This window comes from Spirosoma harenae (genome assembly GCF_054776975.1).
The window spans coordinates 21,899-40,805 of record NZ_BAAHBD010000012.1; the positions used below are offsets into that span (position 1 = coordinate 21,899).

The window sequence follows — 18,907 nt, forward strand, 5'->3', positions numbered from 1 at the left end:
ACTCTTTCTATCTAACGAAATCAAAATGTAAATTCTTTTACTTCAGGGTCGTTCAGCAAGCGTTTAATGCACTTTTCATGGTTCTTTTCGGAACCGTCAACGCGCCAATGACCAATAATCTCCGTACCGATACGTTGCTGTTGGCTTCGGGTTGGCGAAAGACCACATTCTTCGAAAAATTTTTCGTACTGATTCAGGGTCTTGTTATGGAACGCTGTCACTATTTTATAATCGCGCGTTTGATTCAGTTTCTTGATTCGCTTGGCAAAACCGACCAGCAAAAGTAGCGAGCCAAGAATAAACACGAACCCTACCAGCGCAATATCATAATGGCCTGCCCCTACACACATACCTAACGCAGATACGGCCCAAACCGTTGCAGCCGTAGTCAGACCTTTTACCTGACTGTCTTCCCGGAAAATAATTCCAGCCCCCAGAAAGCCGATTCCGTTTACAATATTAGCAGCAATACGGTCGCCCGATCCGCCTATTCGCCCCGAAATCATGGTAAACAAGGTCGATCCAACGCAGATCATAATCATTGTCCGAAAACCGGCCGCTTTACCATGATACTCACGTTCAACGCCAATTAAGCCACCAATGACCAGTGCCGCGCTTAACCGAATAATATCTTCCTGTGCAAAATCCATCTGTCTGATTTTCCCATCAATCTTTCCACAAAATACGCACGATTCCCTTGTCAAGAATAGCAAAACAGAGAAACCATATTTCGAAATAAACCGTTAAAATTAGATAGCGTTTACCTCATCAGCTAAGAATGACTCAGACTCCGGAAACCGAACTATTGCATTCCGTTGACCATCTCGACCCCAAGCAGTTTATTATCATTAAAGGGGCGAAAGTACATAATCTAAAAGGAATTGACGTCGCCATACCCCGCAACAAATTAGTTGTACTTACCGGCTTATCAGGTTCGGGCAAATCGTCGCTGGCATTCGACACTTTATTCGCTGAAGGTCAGCGGATGTACGTCGAAAGCCTGAGCAGTTATGCCCGGCAGTTTTTAGGCCGCATGGAGAAACCCGAAGTGGAATACATTAAGGGAGTTTCGCCAGCAATTGCCATCGAACAAAAAGTATCGACCCGAAATCCCCGGTCAACCGTTGGAACCTCGACCGAAATTTACGATTATCTGAAACTTCTTTTTGCGCGAGTGGGCGTGACCTATTCGCCGGTTTCGGGACATGAAGTACGGAAGGATACCGTCACAGATGTTGTCAATTACATCTATGGTTTCGAAGCTGGCCAGCGCGTCATGATCGTGGCTCCGTTGCGCGTACGAGAAGACCGTACGCTTGATTATGAGCTGAATATCCTGCTTCAAAAAGGCTATACCCGGATTGTGTCCGATGGGACGGTTTTGCAAATTGAGGATATGCTGGCGAATGCCGAAAGTCTTTCTGAACAGTACGGTTCACTCGAAATTCTGGTTGACCGAGGTACGGTACTTTACGACGACAAAGGTGAACCCGATGAAGACAATCTATATCGTTTTTCTGATTCGGTACAAACTGCGTTTAATGAAGGCGAAGGCACTTGCCGGGTCGATATTGTCGGTCAAGAATCGCGCGTTTTCTCCGACAAATTTGAATTGGATGGGATTGCTTTCGAAGAGCCGAGCGTCAACCTGTTCACATTCAACAATCCGTACGGCGCCTGCCGCCGATGCGATGGTTTTGGAAAAGTCCTTGGAATCGACCCTGATCTGGTTATTCCAGATAAAACGCTATCAGTTTTCGAAGGAGCTATTGCGCCCTGGCGCAGCGAAAAAATGAGCGAAGAGTTTTTACGCCCGTTGCTCAAAAATGGCATTCGCTTCGATTTTCCAATTCATCGTCCATATAAAGATTTAACTTCTGCCGAACAGGAATTACTCTGGAATGGCAATTCCTATTTCAACGGACTGAATAGCTTTTTTGCTTACGTTGAAAGCCAGACATTTAAAGTACAGTATCGGGTTATGCTTTCCCGGTATCGGGGCAAAACGACTTGTCCAGAATGTCGGGGCTCTCGGCTTCGGAAAGATGCCAGCTATGTAAAAGTAGGTGGCAAATCCATTACGGATCTGGTTTTGATGCCAATTACGCACGCAACGGCTTTCTTCCACAATCTTGAATTACCAACTCAGCAACAGCAAGTCGCCAACCGAATCCTGATCGAAATTCGAAATCGATTAGACTATATGGAGCGAGTCGGCTTGGGCTATCTAACGCTCAACCGCTTGACGAATACGCTATCCGGCGGTGAATATCAACGCATTAAGTTAGCAACTTCACTAGGCTCTGCGCTGGTTGGTTCGATGTACATTCTGGACGAACCCAGTATTGGCTTGCACCCGCGCGACACCAAACGTTTGGTTAGCGTACTGGAATCCCTGCGCGATATGGGCAATACAGTAATCGTCGTCGAACACGAAGAAGAAGTGATGCGTGCTGCCGACCAGTTGATCGACATTGGTCCCGATGCCGGATCGCTGGGTGGACATTTAGTTTTTCAGGGAACGTGGGAAGAAATTGCAGAGGGCAAAGGGTTTAGGGCAGAGGGCGAAAACAATAATAACTCCATGCCCCATACCCTTACCCCTCTGCCCTCCCACACACTCGACTTTCTGACAGGTCAGGAGACGGTTCCGGTACCTAACTTTCGGCGGAAATCGACTAATTTCATTGAGATAAAAGGAGCACGAGAGAATAACCTGAAAGATGTTACGGCGCGGTTCCCGTTAAACACATTGACGGTTGTAACAGGTGTATCCGGTTCGGGGAAAAGTACGCTGATTCGGAAAGTTCTCTACCCTGCTCTCATGCGCGAAAAAGGCGATGCAGCCGAAGAAGCAGGAAAATACGACTCGTTGGAAGGTTCGCTTAACCGGATTTCGGCCATTGAAATGATCGATCAGAATCCGATTGGCAAATCAAGTCGATCCAATCCGGTCACGTATATTAAAGCCTATGATTACCTACGAACGGTGATGGCCGATCAGCCTGTCTCGAAATCGCGGGGGTACAAACCAAGTCATTTTTCGTTCAACGTCGATGGCGGCCGTTGCGAGGTTTGTCAGGGTGAAGGCGAAGTAAAAATCGAAATGCAGTTCATGGCTGACATTTACCTCAAATGCGAAGGCTGTGGTGGCAAACGGTTCAAACAGGAAGTGCTGGAAGTACTATTTCACGATAAAAACGTGTCGGACATTCTGGAAATGACTGTCGATGAAGCCGTCGCTTTCTTCCGACAGTACGATCCGAAAATGGCGGATAAACTGCAACCGTTACAGGATGTGGGTTTAGGGTATATTGGTCTGGGCCAATCGGCAAATACGCTTTCGGGTGGTGAGGCTCAGCGAGTTAAACTGGCATCGTTCCTTGGAAAAGGAAATCCGAACAAAGGTGGTACGCTCTTTATTTTTGATGAACCTACCACAGGACTGCATTTCCACGATATCCGAAAATTGCTCTCAGCTATCAACGCGCTCGTTGATCAGGGCGATTCAGTGATCATTATCGAACACAATATGGAGGTCATCAAGAATGCCGATCACATTATTGACCTTGGCCCGGAAGGTGGCGAAACTGGCGGGTATATCACCTTCGCCGGTACGCCAGAAGAAATGGTAAAATTGACCGACGGCAACTATACGGCAGAGTATTTGCGGGGAAAAGTGTAACGATTATGCGGTTCCTATGCACATAAAGTGTTGTTTTGCAATGGAATAATAATCGATAAATTTCTCTGATTGGCTCATCTCTATCATTGAGGTGGCCATTGCTCAACGTGCGCATGTCCACATTTCTAAAATGGGTGTTTTTGTTCGTAGTCTGTCCGGCTCTAGCTTTTGGGCAACTCGAAATTTCATACCCGATGTCTCGACTGGTTATACAGCGCGGAGCTGACGGAAATGGTCGATTGTACATCGCAGGCAGGCTTTCTACAAATCCCGTAGATCGAGTTGAAGCTCAGTTAATACCCGTTGTCGCTGGTCAAGGGACTGCGACTGGTTGGCAAACTGTTCAGAACAATCCTACCAACAACCTTTTTCTAGGCTATATTACGGGATCTGGAGGATGGTATGTATTGACAGTACGTACGATACTGAGCAACGTAGTGACTGCGCAGGCAACCGTGCAACCAGTGGGTATTGGCGAGATTTTTGTAACGGCAGGTCAGTCGAATTCACGGGGTTTGGGCGTTGGAGATAATGATCTTGGCACTAATACCGATCGGGTCAATTCGATCGATTCTATTAATCACTATTACCCCGGCGGCAATAGCCCACTCGTTTCTTCTGGTGATCCTTCCCCTGTGCCTGTATACAAGGCATTGACAGCCACCCGAAAGGTTTTCCCGATGGCCGAAAGCTCATGGTGCTGGGGCGAGTTGGGCGATTATATTGTCAATCGTTACAATGTACCCGTAACTTTCTATTCAACTGGTTGGGACGGCTCTACCGTTGAAAACTGGATCAATACGGCGAACGGAATTCCTACCTGTAACCGATATAATTGCACCCCAGGCAACTGGCCAAATTTACAACCCTACACGAACCTGAAAAATGTGATGCAGTACTACCTATCCATGTCGGGAGCACGGGCGGTTTTATGGCATCAGGGGGAGGCAGAATACGGTGACGCGAGTTCTGGTTCAATTCCGAATTACAAAACAAGTCTGACGAATCTGATTCAGAAATCACGACAGGATTTCGGCAACCAGAATCTATCCTGGGTAATAGCCAGGGCTTCTTTCGATGGTAGTACAACGCGGCCAGACCTAATTACAGCCCAGCAACAGGTCATTAATACAGCTGGCTTGAATGCTTTTTCAGGCCCCTCGAATGATGCCTATACGAATCGTAACGCCGGATCGATCGACGTACATTTCCGAAACAGTGTTCGTCCATCACCCCACCCACAGTATTACCTGAATGCCACAGCGATTCCAGCCGATATGGGACTATCTTATTTGGCGCGGAGTTGGAATAATAGCCTGGATAATACTTTTTTCCAGAATGCACAGCCTATTACTCCCACTCAATTTGCCGTAACTGGCAATCTGGCGGATGCGGTCGCTCCTGGCGCAACATTAAGCGTGTCTTTTGCAACACTTGGTACATTCAATGGAGGGAATCAATGGCAGGTACAGCTTCTTGATTCCCTTGGACGCTATATCAGCACACTAGGTGGTGGCCAGACCAGTCCTATTCTGGTTTCGCTTCCGGGATCGCTTACCAGCGGACGCTTCCGAATCCGGGTCGTTTCCAGTTCACCGGCTCTCCCCGCCGTTCCATCTAATGTATTCCAGATAACTACCCAGGCCGACGTCAATTTGTCTATGGTTGTCAGTGAACGTAACCCCAGCATCAATACACCTGTCACAGTTAATCTGTTTGTGCATAATAATGGGCCAGCTCAGGCTACGGGTGTAGTTGTCCGAGATCGATTGCCTGATAATCTAGCGTTTGTGTCATCCAGTAATTTCTCCGCGAATGGGACCGTATTGACTAGCTCAGCATTTAATCTGGCTGTAGGATCAACACAGACGCTCAGCTTTGTCGCGCAGCCAGTAGCGGCTGGCACTTACCTGAATGCGGCTGAGATTTCACAAGCTACCTCGCCCGACCCAGATAGCCAGCCTAACTCCGGAACGGGTGATGGTCAGGATGATGCGGCTCAAATTGATTTCCGAACTTCTCAATCAGGATCTTCGCTATTTGTTTCGCCTAATCCCAATCAAGTTCCATTGCCTCCCGTTATCAGCAATCAACCAACTCCAGACCCGGCCAAAGCTGATCTTAGTATTAAACTGGCAGTCAATACGCGCACCCCGAACCTGAATGATATAATTACTTACTCCCTGACCATTAGCAATTTAGGTGGCTTATCTGCTTCAGGAGTGGTTGTTACGGCTTATTTACCTGCGGGGCAAACCTTGGTTAGTGGCGACGACTTTGCCTTATCGGGCGGTAATCCCGTAGGGGGGGTCAACAGTTTGGCTGCGGGTAGTAGCGTTACCCTACTATTTCGAGCCAGAATTCTAGCATCAGGCTATGGCGTTTGTAGCGCTCAAATAACAGCTTCTGGCGTTCCTGATCCAGATTCGACACCCAATAACGGCACGACTAATGGCGAAGATGATACCGCTCAAGTCGATTTACGAGCGCAATAGTGGATTAATCTACGTTTTCTGTTAACTTTTCCTGAACGGTTTAGCCGGCAGCTTCGTTAAAATTACATCAATCAACGCTTTTCTTAGTACAAATCAGCTGGTATTTGCTTTTAGTAGCAAGTACTGTCCGTCTGTATCGGTTATATGAAAACGCAATGGCTAGTTGTTAGTACCATCGGATTTGTTCTCGCCCTGGTCTTGTCATCGTTTCTAGGCATTTTCGAGAAGCGCGTTGACTATAACACGCAGGTAAAACCTCTGCTCAATAAAAACTGTATTGCCTGTCACGGAGGAGTAAAAAAAGCCTCTGGTTTTTCGCTCCTGTTCAAACACGAAGCGTTAGCTCCTGCTAAATCAGGTAAACCAGCCATTATCCCCGGTGATGCCGATGGTAGCGAAATGATCCGAAGGCTCACGTTAACTGACCCCGACGAACGGATGCCACTCGACCATCCGGCCCTAAAACCGGAAGAAATAGATTTACTGCGCAAATGGATCGATCAAGGAGCGGAATGGGGTGATCATTGGGCTTATCAGACTGTTGAAAACCCCGGTGTTCCAACAATTGGTACATTTCTGAGCCGGTTAGGTATTACCAGCAATGACGAAACTGATTGGGCGAAAAATGAAATCGATCATTTTATTCTCGACAAACTAAATCAGGAGTCCCTTAAACCGTCGCCAGAAGCTGACCGCGCTACCCTGATCCGGCGCGTATCGCTCGACCTTACAGGCTTACCGCCTTCCGAAAAAGAAGCTGCCGATTTCATAGCGGATAAATCACCAGACGCTTATGAAAAAGTGGTTGATCGTCTGTTAAAATCTCCTACTTATGGCGAACGCTGGACGGGAATGTGGTTGGATTTAGCTCGATACGCCGATACGAAAGGCTATGAACGCGATCCGGGCCGCAAAATCTGGCGCTATCGGGATTGGCTAATTAAGGCTTTCAACGAAGACAAACCCTTCGATCAATTTACGGTCGAACAATTAGCGGGAGATCTATTGCCTAATCCTACTGATGCTCAGTTAGTAGCAACGGGTTTTCATCGGAATACGATGACCAATGACGAAGGAGGTACGCAGGATGAGGAATTCCGGACAGCCGCCATTATTGATCGAGTGAATACTACCTGGGATGTATTTCAGGGCACTACGTTTGGCTGTGTACAATGCCATAGCCATCCGTATGATCCTTTTACCAACGATGAATATTATAAATACCTCGCTTTCTTCAACAATACCCGCGACGAAGATGTAACGAGCGATACCCCAACCCTTCGGTTCTATAAACCAGCCGATTCGACCAAAATCGTTTCGTTACAGCAGTACATTTCCAGCACAGAAAAAAATCCGAAACAAGCCCAGGCTGACATCCAGCGGGTGACGCATCTGTTGCGCACGGTTGAACCTAAAATTAATTCGCACGACTTCGATCAATATGTCAATGCATCGCTCCTCGATGCGAAATATTTCGGTTTTCAGGATAAAGGATCTTGCCGCATAAAGGCCGTAACCTTAACAGGCCGCCCACGGCTGTTGATCCGCTGGGGGACTAAGGCTGAAGAGGCAACAGTTACTATCCATCAAGATAAATTGGATGGTCCCGTTTTAGCAACTATTCCGACGCCCAAACCAGGGAAAGATACCGTACAGATGATTCCGCTACCTACACGTCAGGGCCGCCATGATTTGTATTTATCGCTTAACAGTACGAAAAAACCGAAAGAGTGGGTGCAAATCAAATGGGTGGCGTTTATGCCAGTACTGCCCGGACAACCACAAAATACTGTTGGCGAGAAAGACAAAGTATTGCTTGAATTGCTCAATACGGATGTCGAACAGACACCCATCATGCTCGATGGTTCTGGCGATTTATCGCGAAAAACGTTCATTTTTGAGCGTGGTAATTGGATGGTAAAGGGGAAACAGGTGACGCCTGAAGTCCCTAAATCATTTCCAACAATGGATGCACAGGTACCTAAAAATCGCCTTGGCTTGGCTCGTTGGATGGTTAGCCGGGAGCACCCTTTAACTGCCCGCGTTGCGGTGAACCGTCTCTGGGAACAGCTATTTGGCACGGGTATCGTTGAAACGGTGGAAGACATGGGTACTCAAGGAATTCCACCTACCCACCGCGAACTCCTCGACTATCTGGCAGTTGAGTTCATGGAAACCGATCATTGGAGCGTTAAAAAGCTATTAAAAAAGATGGTTATGTCGGCAACCTACCGACAACAGTCCAAAGCTTCCCCTGAATTATTAGCAAAAGATCCATTTAACAAATTACTGGCTCGTGGTCCGCGCGTCCGTCTATCGGCCGAAGCTGTGCATGATCAGGCTCTGGCAGTCAGTGGATTGATTAGCCGAAAAATGTACGGTCCGAGTGTAATGCCTGTACAACCCGATGGCATCTGGCAATCGCCCTACGACGGCGAAAAATGGAAGCAAAGTACAGGCGAAGACCTCCATCGACGTGCTTTATATACCTACTGGAAACGTACCGCTCCTTATCCATCTATGGTGACGTTTGACAGTCCAAGTCGGGAGTTCTGCCAATTACGACGCTTACGTACGAATACACCTCTTCAAGCACTGGTCACTCTCAACGATCCAGTCTATGTTGAAGCGGCTCAGCACCTAGCGGAGTACATGCAGAAACAAGGACAATCGCCCAATAAGCAGATTCAGGCAGGTTTCCGCCAAATTATGCTACGCGATCTATCGCCGAAAAAACTCACCATTCTTGTCAAGCTGTATCGAAATACAGAGCAATTTTATCAACAGCAACCCGGCCAGGCTGCTAATTTATTGGATCGTCCAGGTGTCGATTGTGCTACGATTTCACCTCAGTTAGCCGCCTTAACCGTGACGGCCAATACAATGTTGAATCTGGATGAGGTAATTACAAAAGAGTAATTTTCTGTTATGAATAAGCTCCTGCAAGAACTCCAACAAGCAGCTGCCGAGCGCGAAACTCGTCGGCATTTTCTACATACCTGTTCAACGGGCCTGGGAGCTATGGCTCTAAGTTCAGTATTAGGCAGTTGCGGATTTTTCGATAAAGAAAAGCCACGAACAAACTCAGTTGGAGCAGCTCTACAGACCGACGAGCCAACAGCACCACATCCATCGCAGTATTTGCCGAAAGCACAGCGGGTTATTTATGTCCACATGGCAGGGTCGCCAAGCCAGCTGGAGTTATTCGACTATAAACCCGAGTTGGCGAAGTACAACGGTAAAGATTGTCCACAGGCTTTACTCGAAGGCAAAAAGTTTGCGTTCATTCGGGGCGTTCCGAAAATGCTTGGTCCACAGGGGAAGTTCGCTCAGCACGGCCAATCAGGAGCCTGGATTTCAGACTACTTACCACACCTTCAGGGCGTTGCGGATGATGTTACGTTCCTGAAAGCCATGTATACCGACCAGTTCAACCACGCACCAGCCCAATTGCTCATGCATACGGGCAGTGCTCGATTGGGTCGCCCAAGCATAGGCTCCTGGGTAACTTACGGGCTTGGTACAGAAAACGATAATTTACCTGGGTACATCGTATTGGCGTCGGGCGGTAAACAACCCGACGCGGGAAAGTCGGTGTGGGGAAGTGGTTTTTTACCCACTGTTTATCAGGGCGTTCAATGTCGAACCGATGGTGATCCGGTTCTCTACGCATCCGATCCATTTGGGATGACTCGCGATGTTCGTAAGCAAACGATTGACGCGATTAGCGAGATCAATCAACAGCAATACGAAGACGTCAAAGATCCTGAAATTCTGACTCGTATTGCTCAGTACGAACTAGCCTTCCGAATGCAGATGTCGGTGCCCGATGCGATGGATATTAAGAGCGAACCGCAGTATATTCTGGATAGTTACGGCGTCGATCCCAACCAAGGATCTTTTGCCCGAAATTGCCTATTGGCCAGGCGCTTAGCTGAGCGTGGTGTGCGTTTCATTCAGCTCTTCGATTGGGGTTGGGATACGCACGGAACCAGTGCCGATGGGGCAATAGAAATCGGTTTAAAAAACAAATGTAAAGAATCGGATCAGGCCGTAACAGCTCTACTGAAAGATCTTAAACAACGCGGTTTATTAGATGATACACTGGTTGTCTGGGGAGGAGAGTTTGGTCGGACACCGATGCAGGAAAATCGGGATGGACAAACGTTACCATTCATGGGTCGCGACCATCATCTGGAAGCCTTTACCGTCTGGATGGCGGGCGGTGGAGTAAAACGAGGCTTCTCCTACGGCGAAACCGACGATATCGGGTATTATGGCGTAAAAGACAAAACCCACATCCATGATCTGCAAGCCACTATTTTACACCTGCTTGGTTTTGATCACACCAAACTTACGTATCAATTTCAGGGTCGCCCGTTCCGATTAACGGATGTAGCGGGTAAAGTGATTAAACCCGTCCTTGCCTGAACCGGGATTTAGCAGATTTCAGGATTACATAGATTTTGTTTTTCGCTTCGAAGAAGTGCTCATCTACAAAATCATAGTCGGTCAGTTTAATCCCATAAATCCTGGCTCAGAGCACTTTCGGCACTTCGAAAAACTGCTCGTCGTGCTGAGGAGCGTTTGACAGAGCTTGTTCGCGGGAGAGGTGATTACCAACGACATCATCGCGCAGAACGTTGGTTTCCAACGAAATATGCGTTAGTGGCTCAATGCCTGTTGTATCAATTTCATTTAGTTGCTCCATCCAGGTCAATACGCCGTTCAGGCTGTTGAGCAGTTCGGCTTCTTCTTCTGGACGAACTTCCAGACGGGCCAGATGAGCAATTTTATGTAATGTTTCCTGATCTACCTTCATGGCGAAAGAGTGAAAGAGTGAAAGAGTGAAAGACCATCATGATCTTAAACAGCGACTTTCTTGCCTTTCATTAATTCAGTGTCAATAACTTTATACGTTTCTTCTTTTAACCGATCCACATCGTCTTGATTCATACCAGCTGTTTCAATGGGTGGGTGAATGACAGCCCGCAAGGGATGCCAATGAAACCGAACTGGGCTTTTATCAGGCAGTATTTGATAGTTGTTCAACAAACTAACCGGAACAATTGGTACCTGTTGCTGAATGGCCATCGTAAACGCGCCGTCCCGAAACTGGATCATCTGCGGAGGTTCAGGAGCTTTAATACCACCTTCCGGAAAAATCATAATACTACGTCCCGACGCTAATGTTCGAATGGATTTCGCTAACGAATAAGCCCGGCTATTTGGCTGACTGCGATCTACCTGAACGTGCAATTTGGCAAACATATAGCCTAATAAGGGAATGTGTTTTACTTCGCTTTTTCCGACAAACGCATAAAAGTTTTTCACAATTATGCCCATAGCGGCAATGTCGAGGTACGAAAAATGGTTCGCACAAAACACATAGACTTGCTTAGGATCGGGTTCGAAACGACGCTCTACCCGAACGGGTATACCAATAACTATGAAGAATAATTTTCCCCAGATGTAATTGACCTTGTGCGCCAAAGGCTTCCATTCGTCCCGTTGTAAAAACACAAACTGGAACGGAAACAGCACGAGGTACAACGCCACGAACCAAATAGCACACCAGATTGTGTAGAGTAGTCGCATAAGCTATCATTTGTCATGCTGACGCAGGAATCGGACCGCCGAAGCGATATCCTTAAATATCCTTACTTGAAGATCGAGAAACCTTAGGATGCTTCCTTTGTCAGCATGACAAAAAATTTTAGTGTTTAAAATGTCTTACGCCAGTCGTGACCATTGCCAGACCGTGTTGATTACAATAATCGATTGAATCCTGATCGCGGATAGAACCGCCGGGTTGTACAACCGCTGTAACTCCCGCTTTATCAGCAATTTCGACGCAGTCTGGGAATGGGAAGAATGCATCCGATGCCATTACTGAGCCATTCAGGTCAAAACCGAACGAGTGCGCTTTTTCAATAGCCTGTTTCAATGCGTCCACCCGCGATGTCTGTCCTACGCCACTAGCTAGTAGTTGGCCTTCTTTCGCTAGTACAATCGTGTTTGATTTTGTATGCTTACAGACCTTCAGCGCAAACTCCAAGGCCCTTAGTTCGCTATCTGTTGGTGCTTTTTCTGTAACAGTCTTAAACTGATGGGCGGTTTCCGCAACGTTATCCTTATCCTGCTCCAGAACGCCGTTCAAAATCGTTTTGAACATGACCGATGGCAATTCGACCGAATTACGTTTCAGCAGGATCCGGTTCTTTTTTGACTTCAGCAAGGTCAGCGCTTCCGGCTCATAGTCCGGTGCGATCAGGATTTCCATGAACAGCTTATTCAACTCTTCCGCCGTTGCCAAATCGACAGGACCATTTGTGATCACAACACCACCAAAGGCTGAAACTGGGTCGCAGGCCAGTGCATTCAGATAAGCTTCCTTCGCCGTTGGAGCCGTGGCAATACCGCAAGCGTTGGTGTGTTTGATAATGGCATATGCAGCCGAACCTTCTGTTGCCGGAAATTCATCAATCAAACCAACACAGGCATCAACGTCAACCAGGTTATTGTACGATAATTCTTTGCCGTGCAATTTATCGAACATAGCGTCCAGATCGCCGTAGAAACTTGCCTGCTGGTGGGGGTTTTCGCCGTAGCGAAGATGGTTGGCGGGCAGCGCTTTAAAGTCGTAAATCGGCCCTTGGTAATTTGTTCCCTGATTCGTTTCACCAGCAAAATAGGCTTGAATAGCCGTATCGTAATGTGATGTTACAGCAAACGCTTCTCCCGCATACCGACGGCGATCGCTTAGGTCGGTTGCACCGCTCTTTTCTGTCAATAACGTAACTACATCGGCGTATTGACTTCGAGAAGAAACGATAAGTACATCGTTATAATTCTTGGCAGCTGCCCGAATCAGTGAAATACCACCGATGTCAATTTTTTCAATAATATCTTCGTCAGAGGCTCCAGAAGCAACGGTTTCTTCAAACGGATACAGATCGACGACAACTAAATCGATCGGAGGAATTCGATGTCGTTCAGCCTGTGCAAGGTCTTCGGGCATTTCGCGACGGTATAGAATACCACCCATCACAGCTGGGTGCAAGGTTTTTACCCGGCCACCAAAAATAGACGGATAGCCCGTCAGGTCTTCAACCGCTGTGACCGGAATACCCAATTGCTCAATGAAAGCCTGGGTACCACCCGTTGAATACAACTTAACATTTTGCTGGTGCAGCAACTGCACTAATGGCTCCAAACCGTCTTTATAGAAAACGGAGATTAGAGCAGAAGAAATTTTCAGAGACATGGAAATTACCGAAACAGGCTCCGGCTGTTTCAGGAATAGATAGCAAGTTACGCGAAACAGCCTGGAGCCTGTTTCGGTCTGAAGTGCAAAGATAACCAAAGGTCTTAACTTTGTAATCTACCAAGTTCACTAGTGGTAGTTTAGCCAATAGCTAATACGGCTCTGGCGTTCTTTTATCAGATGAGCACATTTAAAAAATTAGCGAGCGATACGGCACTGTATGGGGTCAGCACTATTCTGGGGCGGCTGCTCAATTACGCCCTCGTTCCGATTCAAACCTATGCCTTTGCTAAACCAGCCGCAATGGCTTCGAACGTTGAGTTTTATAGCTGGATCGGTGTCTTGCTCGTTGTATATACGCTAGGGTTGGAAACGGCGTTTTTCCGCTTTATTGCCCGGTCGAAAAATGAGCCGGTTGAAGAGAAGAATCGCATTTTCAATCAGTCGCTTAGTATTGTTATCTGTATCAGCGTTTTATCGACAATTCTGCTGTTTAGTCTGACATCGCACATAACTAGTTGGCTAAACTACTCGGGTCAGGAGCGATTTGTACAATGGTCAGCTTTGCTGGTGGCGATTGATGCGATTGTGGCGATTCCGTTTGCCCGATTGCGGGCTGAAAATCGAGCCAAGGAATTTGTGGCGGCTAAAATCATCAATATCGTTATTGTTGTCGCGCTGAACGTGTTTTTCCTTGTTTTGGCAAAAGATATTTACGAAGGCAAGTATTTGTCCTCTTTACAATCCCTCGCCAGCCTAGTGTATTCTCCACAAATTGGGCCTGGCTATGCCTTTCTGTCTAATCTGATCGGGAATGCGCTGTATTTTATCATTATTCGAAAAGCATTTGCCGGGTTCCGTTTCCAATTAAAGGGCGAACAAAGCCGTGCACTAATCGTTTACGCCTTTCCAATCATGTTAACCAATCTGGCGGGCGTTCTTAACTTGCTTACCGATCGGTTATTTTTACGACACTTCCTTCCAGCCGGTTTTTACCCTGGCTTATCTTCCGAAACGGTACTGGGTATTTATGGAAACTGCCTGAAGCTGTCTGTTTTTATGGCGCTAGCTATTCAATCATTCAAATTCGCTGCCGACCCGTTTTTCTTCTCGCAGGCCGAAGACAAAAATGCACCCTCACTTCTCGCCAACGTAACGAAATGGTTCATTATCGTTTGTGTGCTTATTTGGGTAGGCGTCAGCCTAAACCTTGATCTTATTGGGCAGATTTTTTTACGCTCTAAAGCGTATCGAATTGGTTTAGATGTGGTTCCGTTACTACTACTGGGCAATTTGCTCCTCGGTGTTTATTACAACATTTCATTCTGGTTTAAGCTGAAAGACAAAACTCAGTATGGCACGCTAATTACCGTAATTGGTACCGTAATCACCATTGCCCTTAACATTGTACTTATTCCGGTTATGGGCTATATGGGATGTGCTGTAGCGTTTCTGGCTTCGAGTTTTGTTATGATGGCTTTGTGTTATGGATTAGGGGAGAAATACTATCCTGTTCCTTACAAAGTTGGTTCGGCGGCAGGCTATATACTGGGTGCAGGCTTATTAATTTATCTATCCTGGCAATTCCCGATTAACGATTTATGGATTTCTGTCCCCGTACATTTGGGATTAGTTGGGTTGTTTATGGGCGCGATTTTTCTGATTGAACGCGATACGTTTCAGCCGGTTTTGGTGCGTTTGCGAAAAGGAAAGTCCAAAATCAATCGCGAGCCCGAACGCGTATTACCCGACGATAAACAGCCTTAAATCCAACGTAATTTCCCAAACGATACACTGGGCTCAATTAAATTTTGCCCAGAAACACACGTATTATGCACGAATCGGTGTTTTAATAGGTAAATTTGGGGATATACTGCTCATTCTGCCACTGTAGAATCCGCATTTTGATTCATGAAACGACATTTCAACAGCATCGCCTGGCTCCTCCCAATTGCAACTCTGTTTTTATTAACGGCCTGTTCTGAAAAGAAACTGTTTGATCGGCTCAGTTCTTCTGATACAGGAATCACCTTTGCGAATACCGTTACCAACAGTGATACGCTGAACATTCTGAGCTATCAATATTTTTATAACGGTGGGGGTGTTGGCGTTGGCGATTTCAACGGCGATCAGAAACCAGATGTGTTTTTTGCCGGTAATCAGGTATCGAATCGACTCTATATTAATGAAACGGAGACAGGCGAAGGCAGTTTTCACTTTAAAGACGTAACCGAATCTGCGGGCGTAAATGGCGCTGGCCGCTGGTGTTCGGGCGTATCGGTTGTAGACATTAATGCAGATGGGAAGTTAGACGTTTACGTATCGACTACGCTTCACAAAAATGCCACCCGTCGAGCCAATTTGCTGTATGTAAACCAAGGCAATGACGCCAACGGAGCACCAAAATTCCGCGAAATGGCGGCCGATTACGGCATTGCAGATACGACCTACTCAACGCATTCGGCCTTTTTTGATTATGATAACGATGGTGATCTGGATCTTTTTGTGCTGGTCGATCAGGTGGCGGATGAGAAAAGTCCCAGTAATCTGCACGTATTAGTGAATGATGGGTCTTCGCCCAATACGGACCGTCTTTATCGAAATGATTTCGATCAAAAACGCGGTCATGCTTATTTCACGGACGTTACCAAACAAGCGGGTTTATTGTCGGAAGGATTCGGGCTGGGTGTTAATATCTGCGATATAAACCGTGATGGCTGGAAAGATATTTACGTAGCTAACGATTTCACAACCAACGATGTACTGTACGTAAATAATCAAAACGGAACCTTTACCAACCGCTCCCGTGGCTCGCTAAAACATACCAGCTATACCGCTATGGGAATCGACGTGGCTGATGTCAACAGCGATGGCTTGTCTGATATTGTCGTTATGGATATGCTTCCTGAAGAAAATCTGCGAAAGAAGAGTCTGATGGGCAGTACGAGCTATTTTCTCTATCAGGAGTGGGATCGGCTAAAATACGAGCATCAATACACCCGTAATACGTTACAACTCAATCAGGGCGTACCCCCTACCGACACGACCAACGTACGCATGCCCGTTTTTAGCGAGATCAGTATGCTGTCTGGTATAGCCGAAACCGAATGGAGTTGGTCGCCATTACTGGCCGATCTCGATAATGATGGAAATCGGGATTTATTGGTTACCAATGGCTATCCACGAGATATTACCGATCGCGATTTTATGGCGTATTATAGCTCTGTCAATAAGCTGTTGACCAACGATTTACGCAAAGAGTTAATCGAAAAAATCCCTGAGGTAAAAGTCAGCAATTACGTATTTCGAAACAAGGGAAATGCGACGTTCGAAGATGTTACGAAAAGCTGGGGCATGTCGGAACCCAATTTCTCGAACGGAGCCGCTTATGCTGATTTCGACGGTGATGGCGATCTCGACTACATTATCAACAACATTAATGACGAAGCTTTTGTCTATCGAAACAACCTGAACGACGAAAAATCGGGTTCAACACATTACCTGCGCATCAAATTTCAGGGGTCCAATGCCAATCCGATGGGATTAGGCGCAACTATTGAGTATGAGTTTGCGGATGGTCGGAAGGATTTTTACGAACATACACCTTATAGGGGGTATCTATCTAGCATTGAGCCGGTTGCGCACTTTGGTCTGGGCAAGGCAACAGAAATTAAAAACGTAAAAATCACTTGGTCTGATGGTCATGTACAGGTCATTCCCAGCCTCAAGGCCGATCAGACAATTACAGTGAAAGCAAGCGATGCCCAACCCGTTGCCCCAACTACCCAACCAACCTCTAAACCTTTTCTTCAGGATATAACAACTCAGCTTGGTGTAACGTACCAGCACGAAGAAACGGATGTTATCGATTTCAACGTACAGAAGACATTACTGCATAAATTATCTGAGTATGGTCCTGCACTGGCGGCTGGTGATGTTAATGGTGATGGCCTTATTGATATGGTGGTTGGGGGAAGTTCTAAGTATGCAACTGAACTGCTGCTACAACAACCGAATGGGCATTTTACGCTGAAAGCCCTACCGACCAAGTTGGCTGAAGATACGGGTCTATTGTTATTCGACGCCGATAGTGATGGCGATTTAGATCTGTACGCGGCTAGCGGAAGCCCTGAATTTAATCCTGACCAGTCGGCAGAGGCTTACCGACACCGGCTTTACGTAAATGATGGTAAAGGTAATTTCGCCCTGACACCAACTGCCTTACCAGCCTTTCAGTTGAATGGTTCCTGCGTAAAAGCCGCTGATTTTGATGGTGATGGCGACCTCGATTTATTTGTTGGAGGGCGCGTTGAGCCGTACAAGTATCCGATGGCCGTACCCAGCTATTTACTTCGAAACGATAGTAAAAAGGGGCAGCCACGTTTTACTGATGTGACCGCTCAGATAGCTCCAGTTCTGGTTAAAGGTGGACTAACCTGTGATGCACTCTGGACAGACTACGACAACGATGGCGATCCTGACTTACTGCTAGCCAGTGAATGGGCTCCGTTGACAATGCTTCGTAATGATAAAGGGCGTTTTCAGCCGCTTACGGATAGTGGTTTAGCAGAAAAGACGGGTTTTTGGAATTCGCTAACCCCTGGCGATTTTGATAACGATGGCGATATAGATTATCTGGCAGGCAATGTAGGGCAGAATAACCTGATCCGGGCTACGCCTGAACACCCAGCGCGGATTTACGCCGGTGATTTTGATAATAATGGATTTTACGATGCATTCCCGACCGTTTACTACAAGAACGCGAAAGGTTACGACGAGTATCCTTATTTTGGTTGGGATGACATGGTAAAGCAGATGATTGGGATCAAACGCCGATACATTAAATATGCTCCATTTGGCGAGGCAACCATCAGTCAGATTTTAACCGAAGACGAGCGCAATCAGGCCTTAAAGCTCTCAGCCAACTATCTGTCAAGTAGCTATATTGAGAATAAAGGAGCGGGTAAATTCGAGATTCGGCCACTACCCTTGTTGGCTCAAACGGCTCCCCTATTTGGCATGCTGGCGCAGGACGTAGACAACGATGGAAATTTAGACGCTGTTTTGGTCGGTAATGATTATGGCACAGATTTGATTGCGGGTCGCATGGATGCGTTCAACGGGTTGGTTTTGAAAGGCGATGGAAAAGGAGGATTTACGCCCGTATCCATGTCTGAAAGCGGATTTTTTGTTCCGGGGAACGCCAGAGCGCTGGTTAGCTGGCCCGATGCTCAGGGACGTTGTCGGTTGGCGGCCTCGCAAAACCGGGGACCATTACGCATTTTTGCCGTTCAGCAGCCCCAAACGTTCACGTCTGTAGATATCAAGACAACGGCTGTTAGCATCCGCTTGAAAAACGGCAAAGATCGTCGGCAGGAAATTCCATTCGGAACGTCGTTTTATGCCCAGTCAGCACGTGGAGTCTGGTTATTACCGGGTGAGCAGATCAGTAAATAATCG

At 46.9% G+C, this 18,907-nt stretch carries 10 protein-coding genes; 6 read left to right on the plus strand and 4 right to left on the minus strand.

Translation table 11 applies throughout. The features are described 5' to 3' along the window. Positions 1-20: 20 nt before the first annotated feature. Positions 21-650 (minus strand): MgtC/SapB family protein, encoded by a 630-nt coding sequence (locus ACYVE4_RS17915; RefSeq protein ID WP_461041562.1) that lies wholly within the window; start codon positions 648-650, stop codon positions 21-23. A 128-nt stretch (positions 651-778) separates the two neighbouring features. Between ACYVE4_RS17915 and uvrA the strand changes: the two genes are divergently transcribed. From uvrA to ACYVE4_RS17935, 4 genes are all read left to right on the plus strand, one after another. Further along, a complete protein-coding gene (gene uvrA / locus ACYVE4_RS17920) occupies positions 779-3,685 on the plus strand; it encodes an excinuclease ABC subunit UvrA (RefSeq protein ID WP_461041564.1) in 2,907 nt (968 codons plus the stop codon). A gap of 113 nt (positions 3,686-3,798) precedes the next feature. Continuing rightward, a complete protein-coding gene (locus tag ACYVE4_RS17925) occupies positions 3,799-6,180 on the plus strand; it encodes a sialate O-acetylesterase (RefSeq protein WP_461041565.1) in 2,382 nt (793 codons plus the stop codon). Between the two features lie 144 nt (positions 6,181-6,324). Then, positions 6,325-9,099, plus strand: a complete 2,775-nt coding sequence (locus ACYVE4_RS17930; RefSeq protein WP_461041567.1) for a DUF1553 domain-containing protein — start codon at positions 6,325-6,327, stop codon at positions 9,097-9,099. Positions 9,100-9,108: 9 nt separating this feature from the next. Beyond that, positions 9,109-10,611 carry a DUF1501 domain-containing protein gene (locus ACYVE4_RS17935; RefSeq protein ID WP_461041568.1) on the plus strand — a complete coding sequence of 501 codons (1,503 nt, stop codon included), beginning with the start codon at positions 9,109-9,111 and terminating at the stop codon, positions 10,609-10,611. 106 nt (positions 10,612-10,717) lie between these two features. Here ACYVE4_RS17935 and gatC read toward each other — a convergent pair whose 3' ends face one another. From gatC to purH, 3 genes are all read right to left on the minus strand, one after another. Then, positions 10,718-11,002, minus strand: coding sequence for an Asp-tRNA(Asn)/Glu-tRNA(Gln) amidotransferase subunit GatC (gatC, locus tag ACYVE4_RS17940; protein ID WP_461041569.1), 285 nt, complete (start codon positions 11,000-11,002; stop codon positions 10,718-10,720). 44 nt (positions 11,003-11,046) lie between these two features. After that, a complete protein-coding gene (locus tag ACYVE4_RS17945) occupies positions 11,047-11,778 on the minus strand; it encodes a lysophospholipid acyltransferase family protein (RefSeq protein WP_461041570.1) in 732 nt (243 codons plus the stop codon). A 118-nt stretch (positions 11,779-11,896) separates the two neighbouring features. After that, on the minus strand, positions 11,897-13,447 hold the full coding sequence (gene purH / locus ACYVE4_RS17950; protein ID WP_461041571.1) for a bifunctional phosphoribosylaminoimidazolecarboxamide formyltransferase/IMP cyclohydrolase: 1,551 nt from the start codon (positions 13,445-13,447) through the stop codon (positions 11,897-11,899). A gap of 180 nt (positions 13,448-13,627) precedes the next feature. Here purH and ACYVE4_RS17955 point away from each other — a divergent pair, with 180 nt between their 5' ends. Next, entirely contained in the window at positions 13,628-15,214 is a 1,587-nt protein-coding gene (locus ACYVE4_RS17955; RefSeq protein ID WP_461041572.1) for an oligosaccharide flippase family protein, read from the plus strand. A 144-nt stretch (positions 15,215-15,358) separates the two neighbouring features. Next, entirely contained in the window at positions 15,359-18,904 is a 3,546-nt protein-coding gene (locus ACYVE4_RS17960; RefSeq protein ID WP_461041573.1) for a VCBS repeat-containing protein, read from the plus strand. The last annotated feature ends 3 nt before the right edge of the window (positions 18,905-18,907 follow it).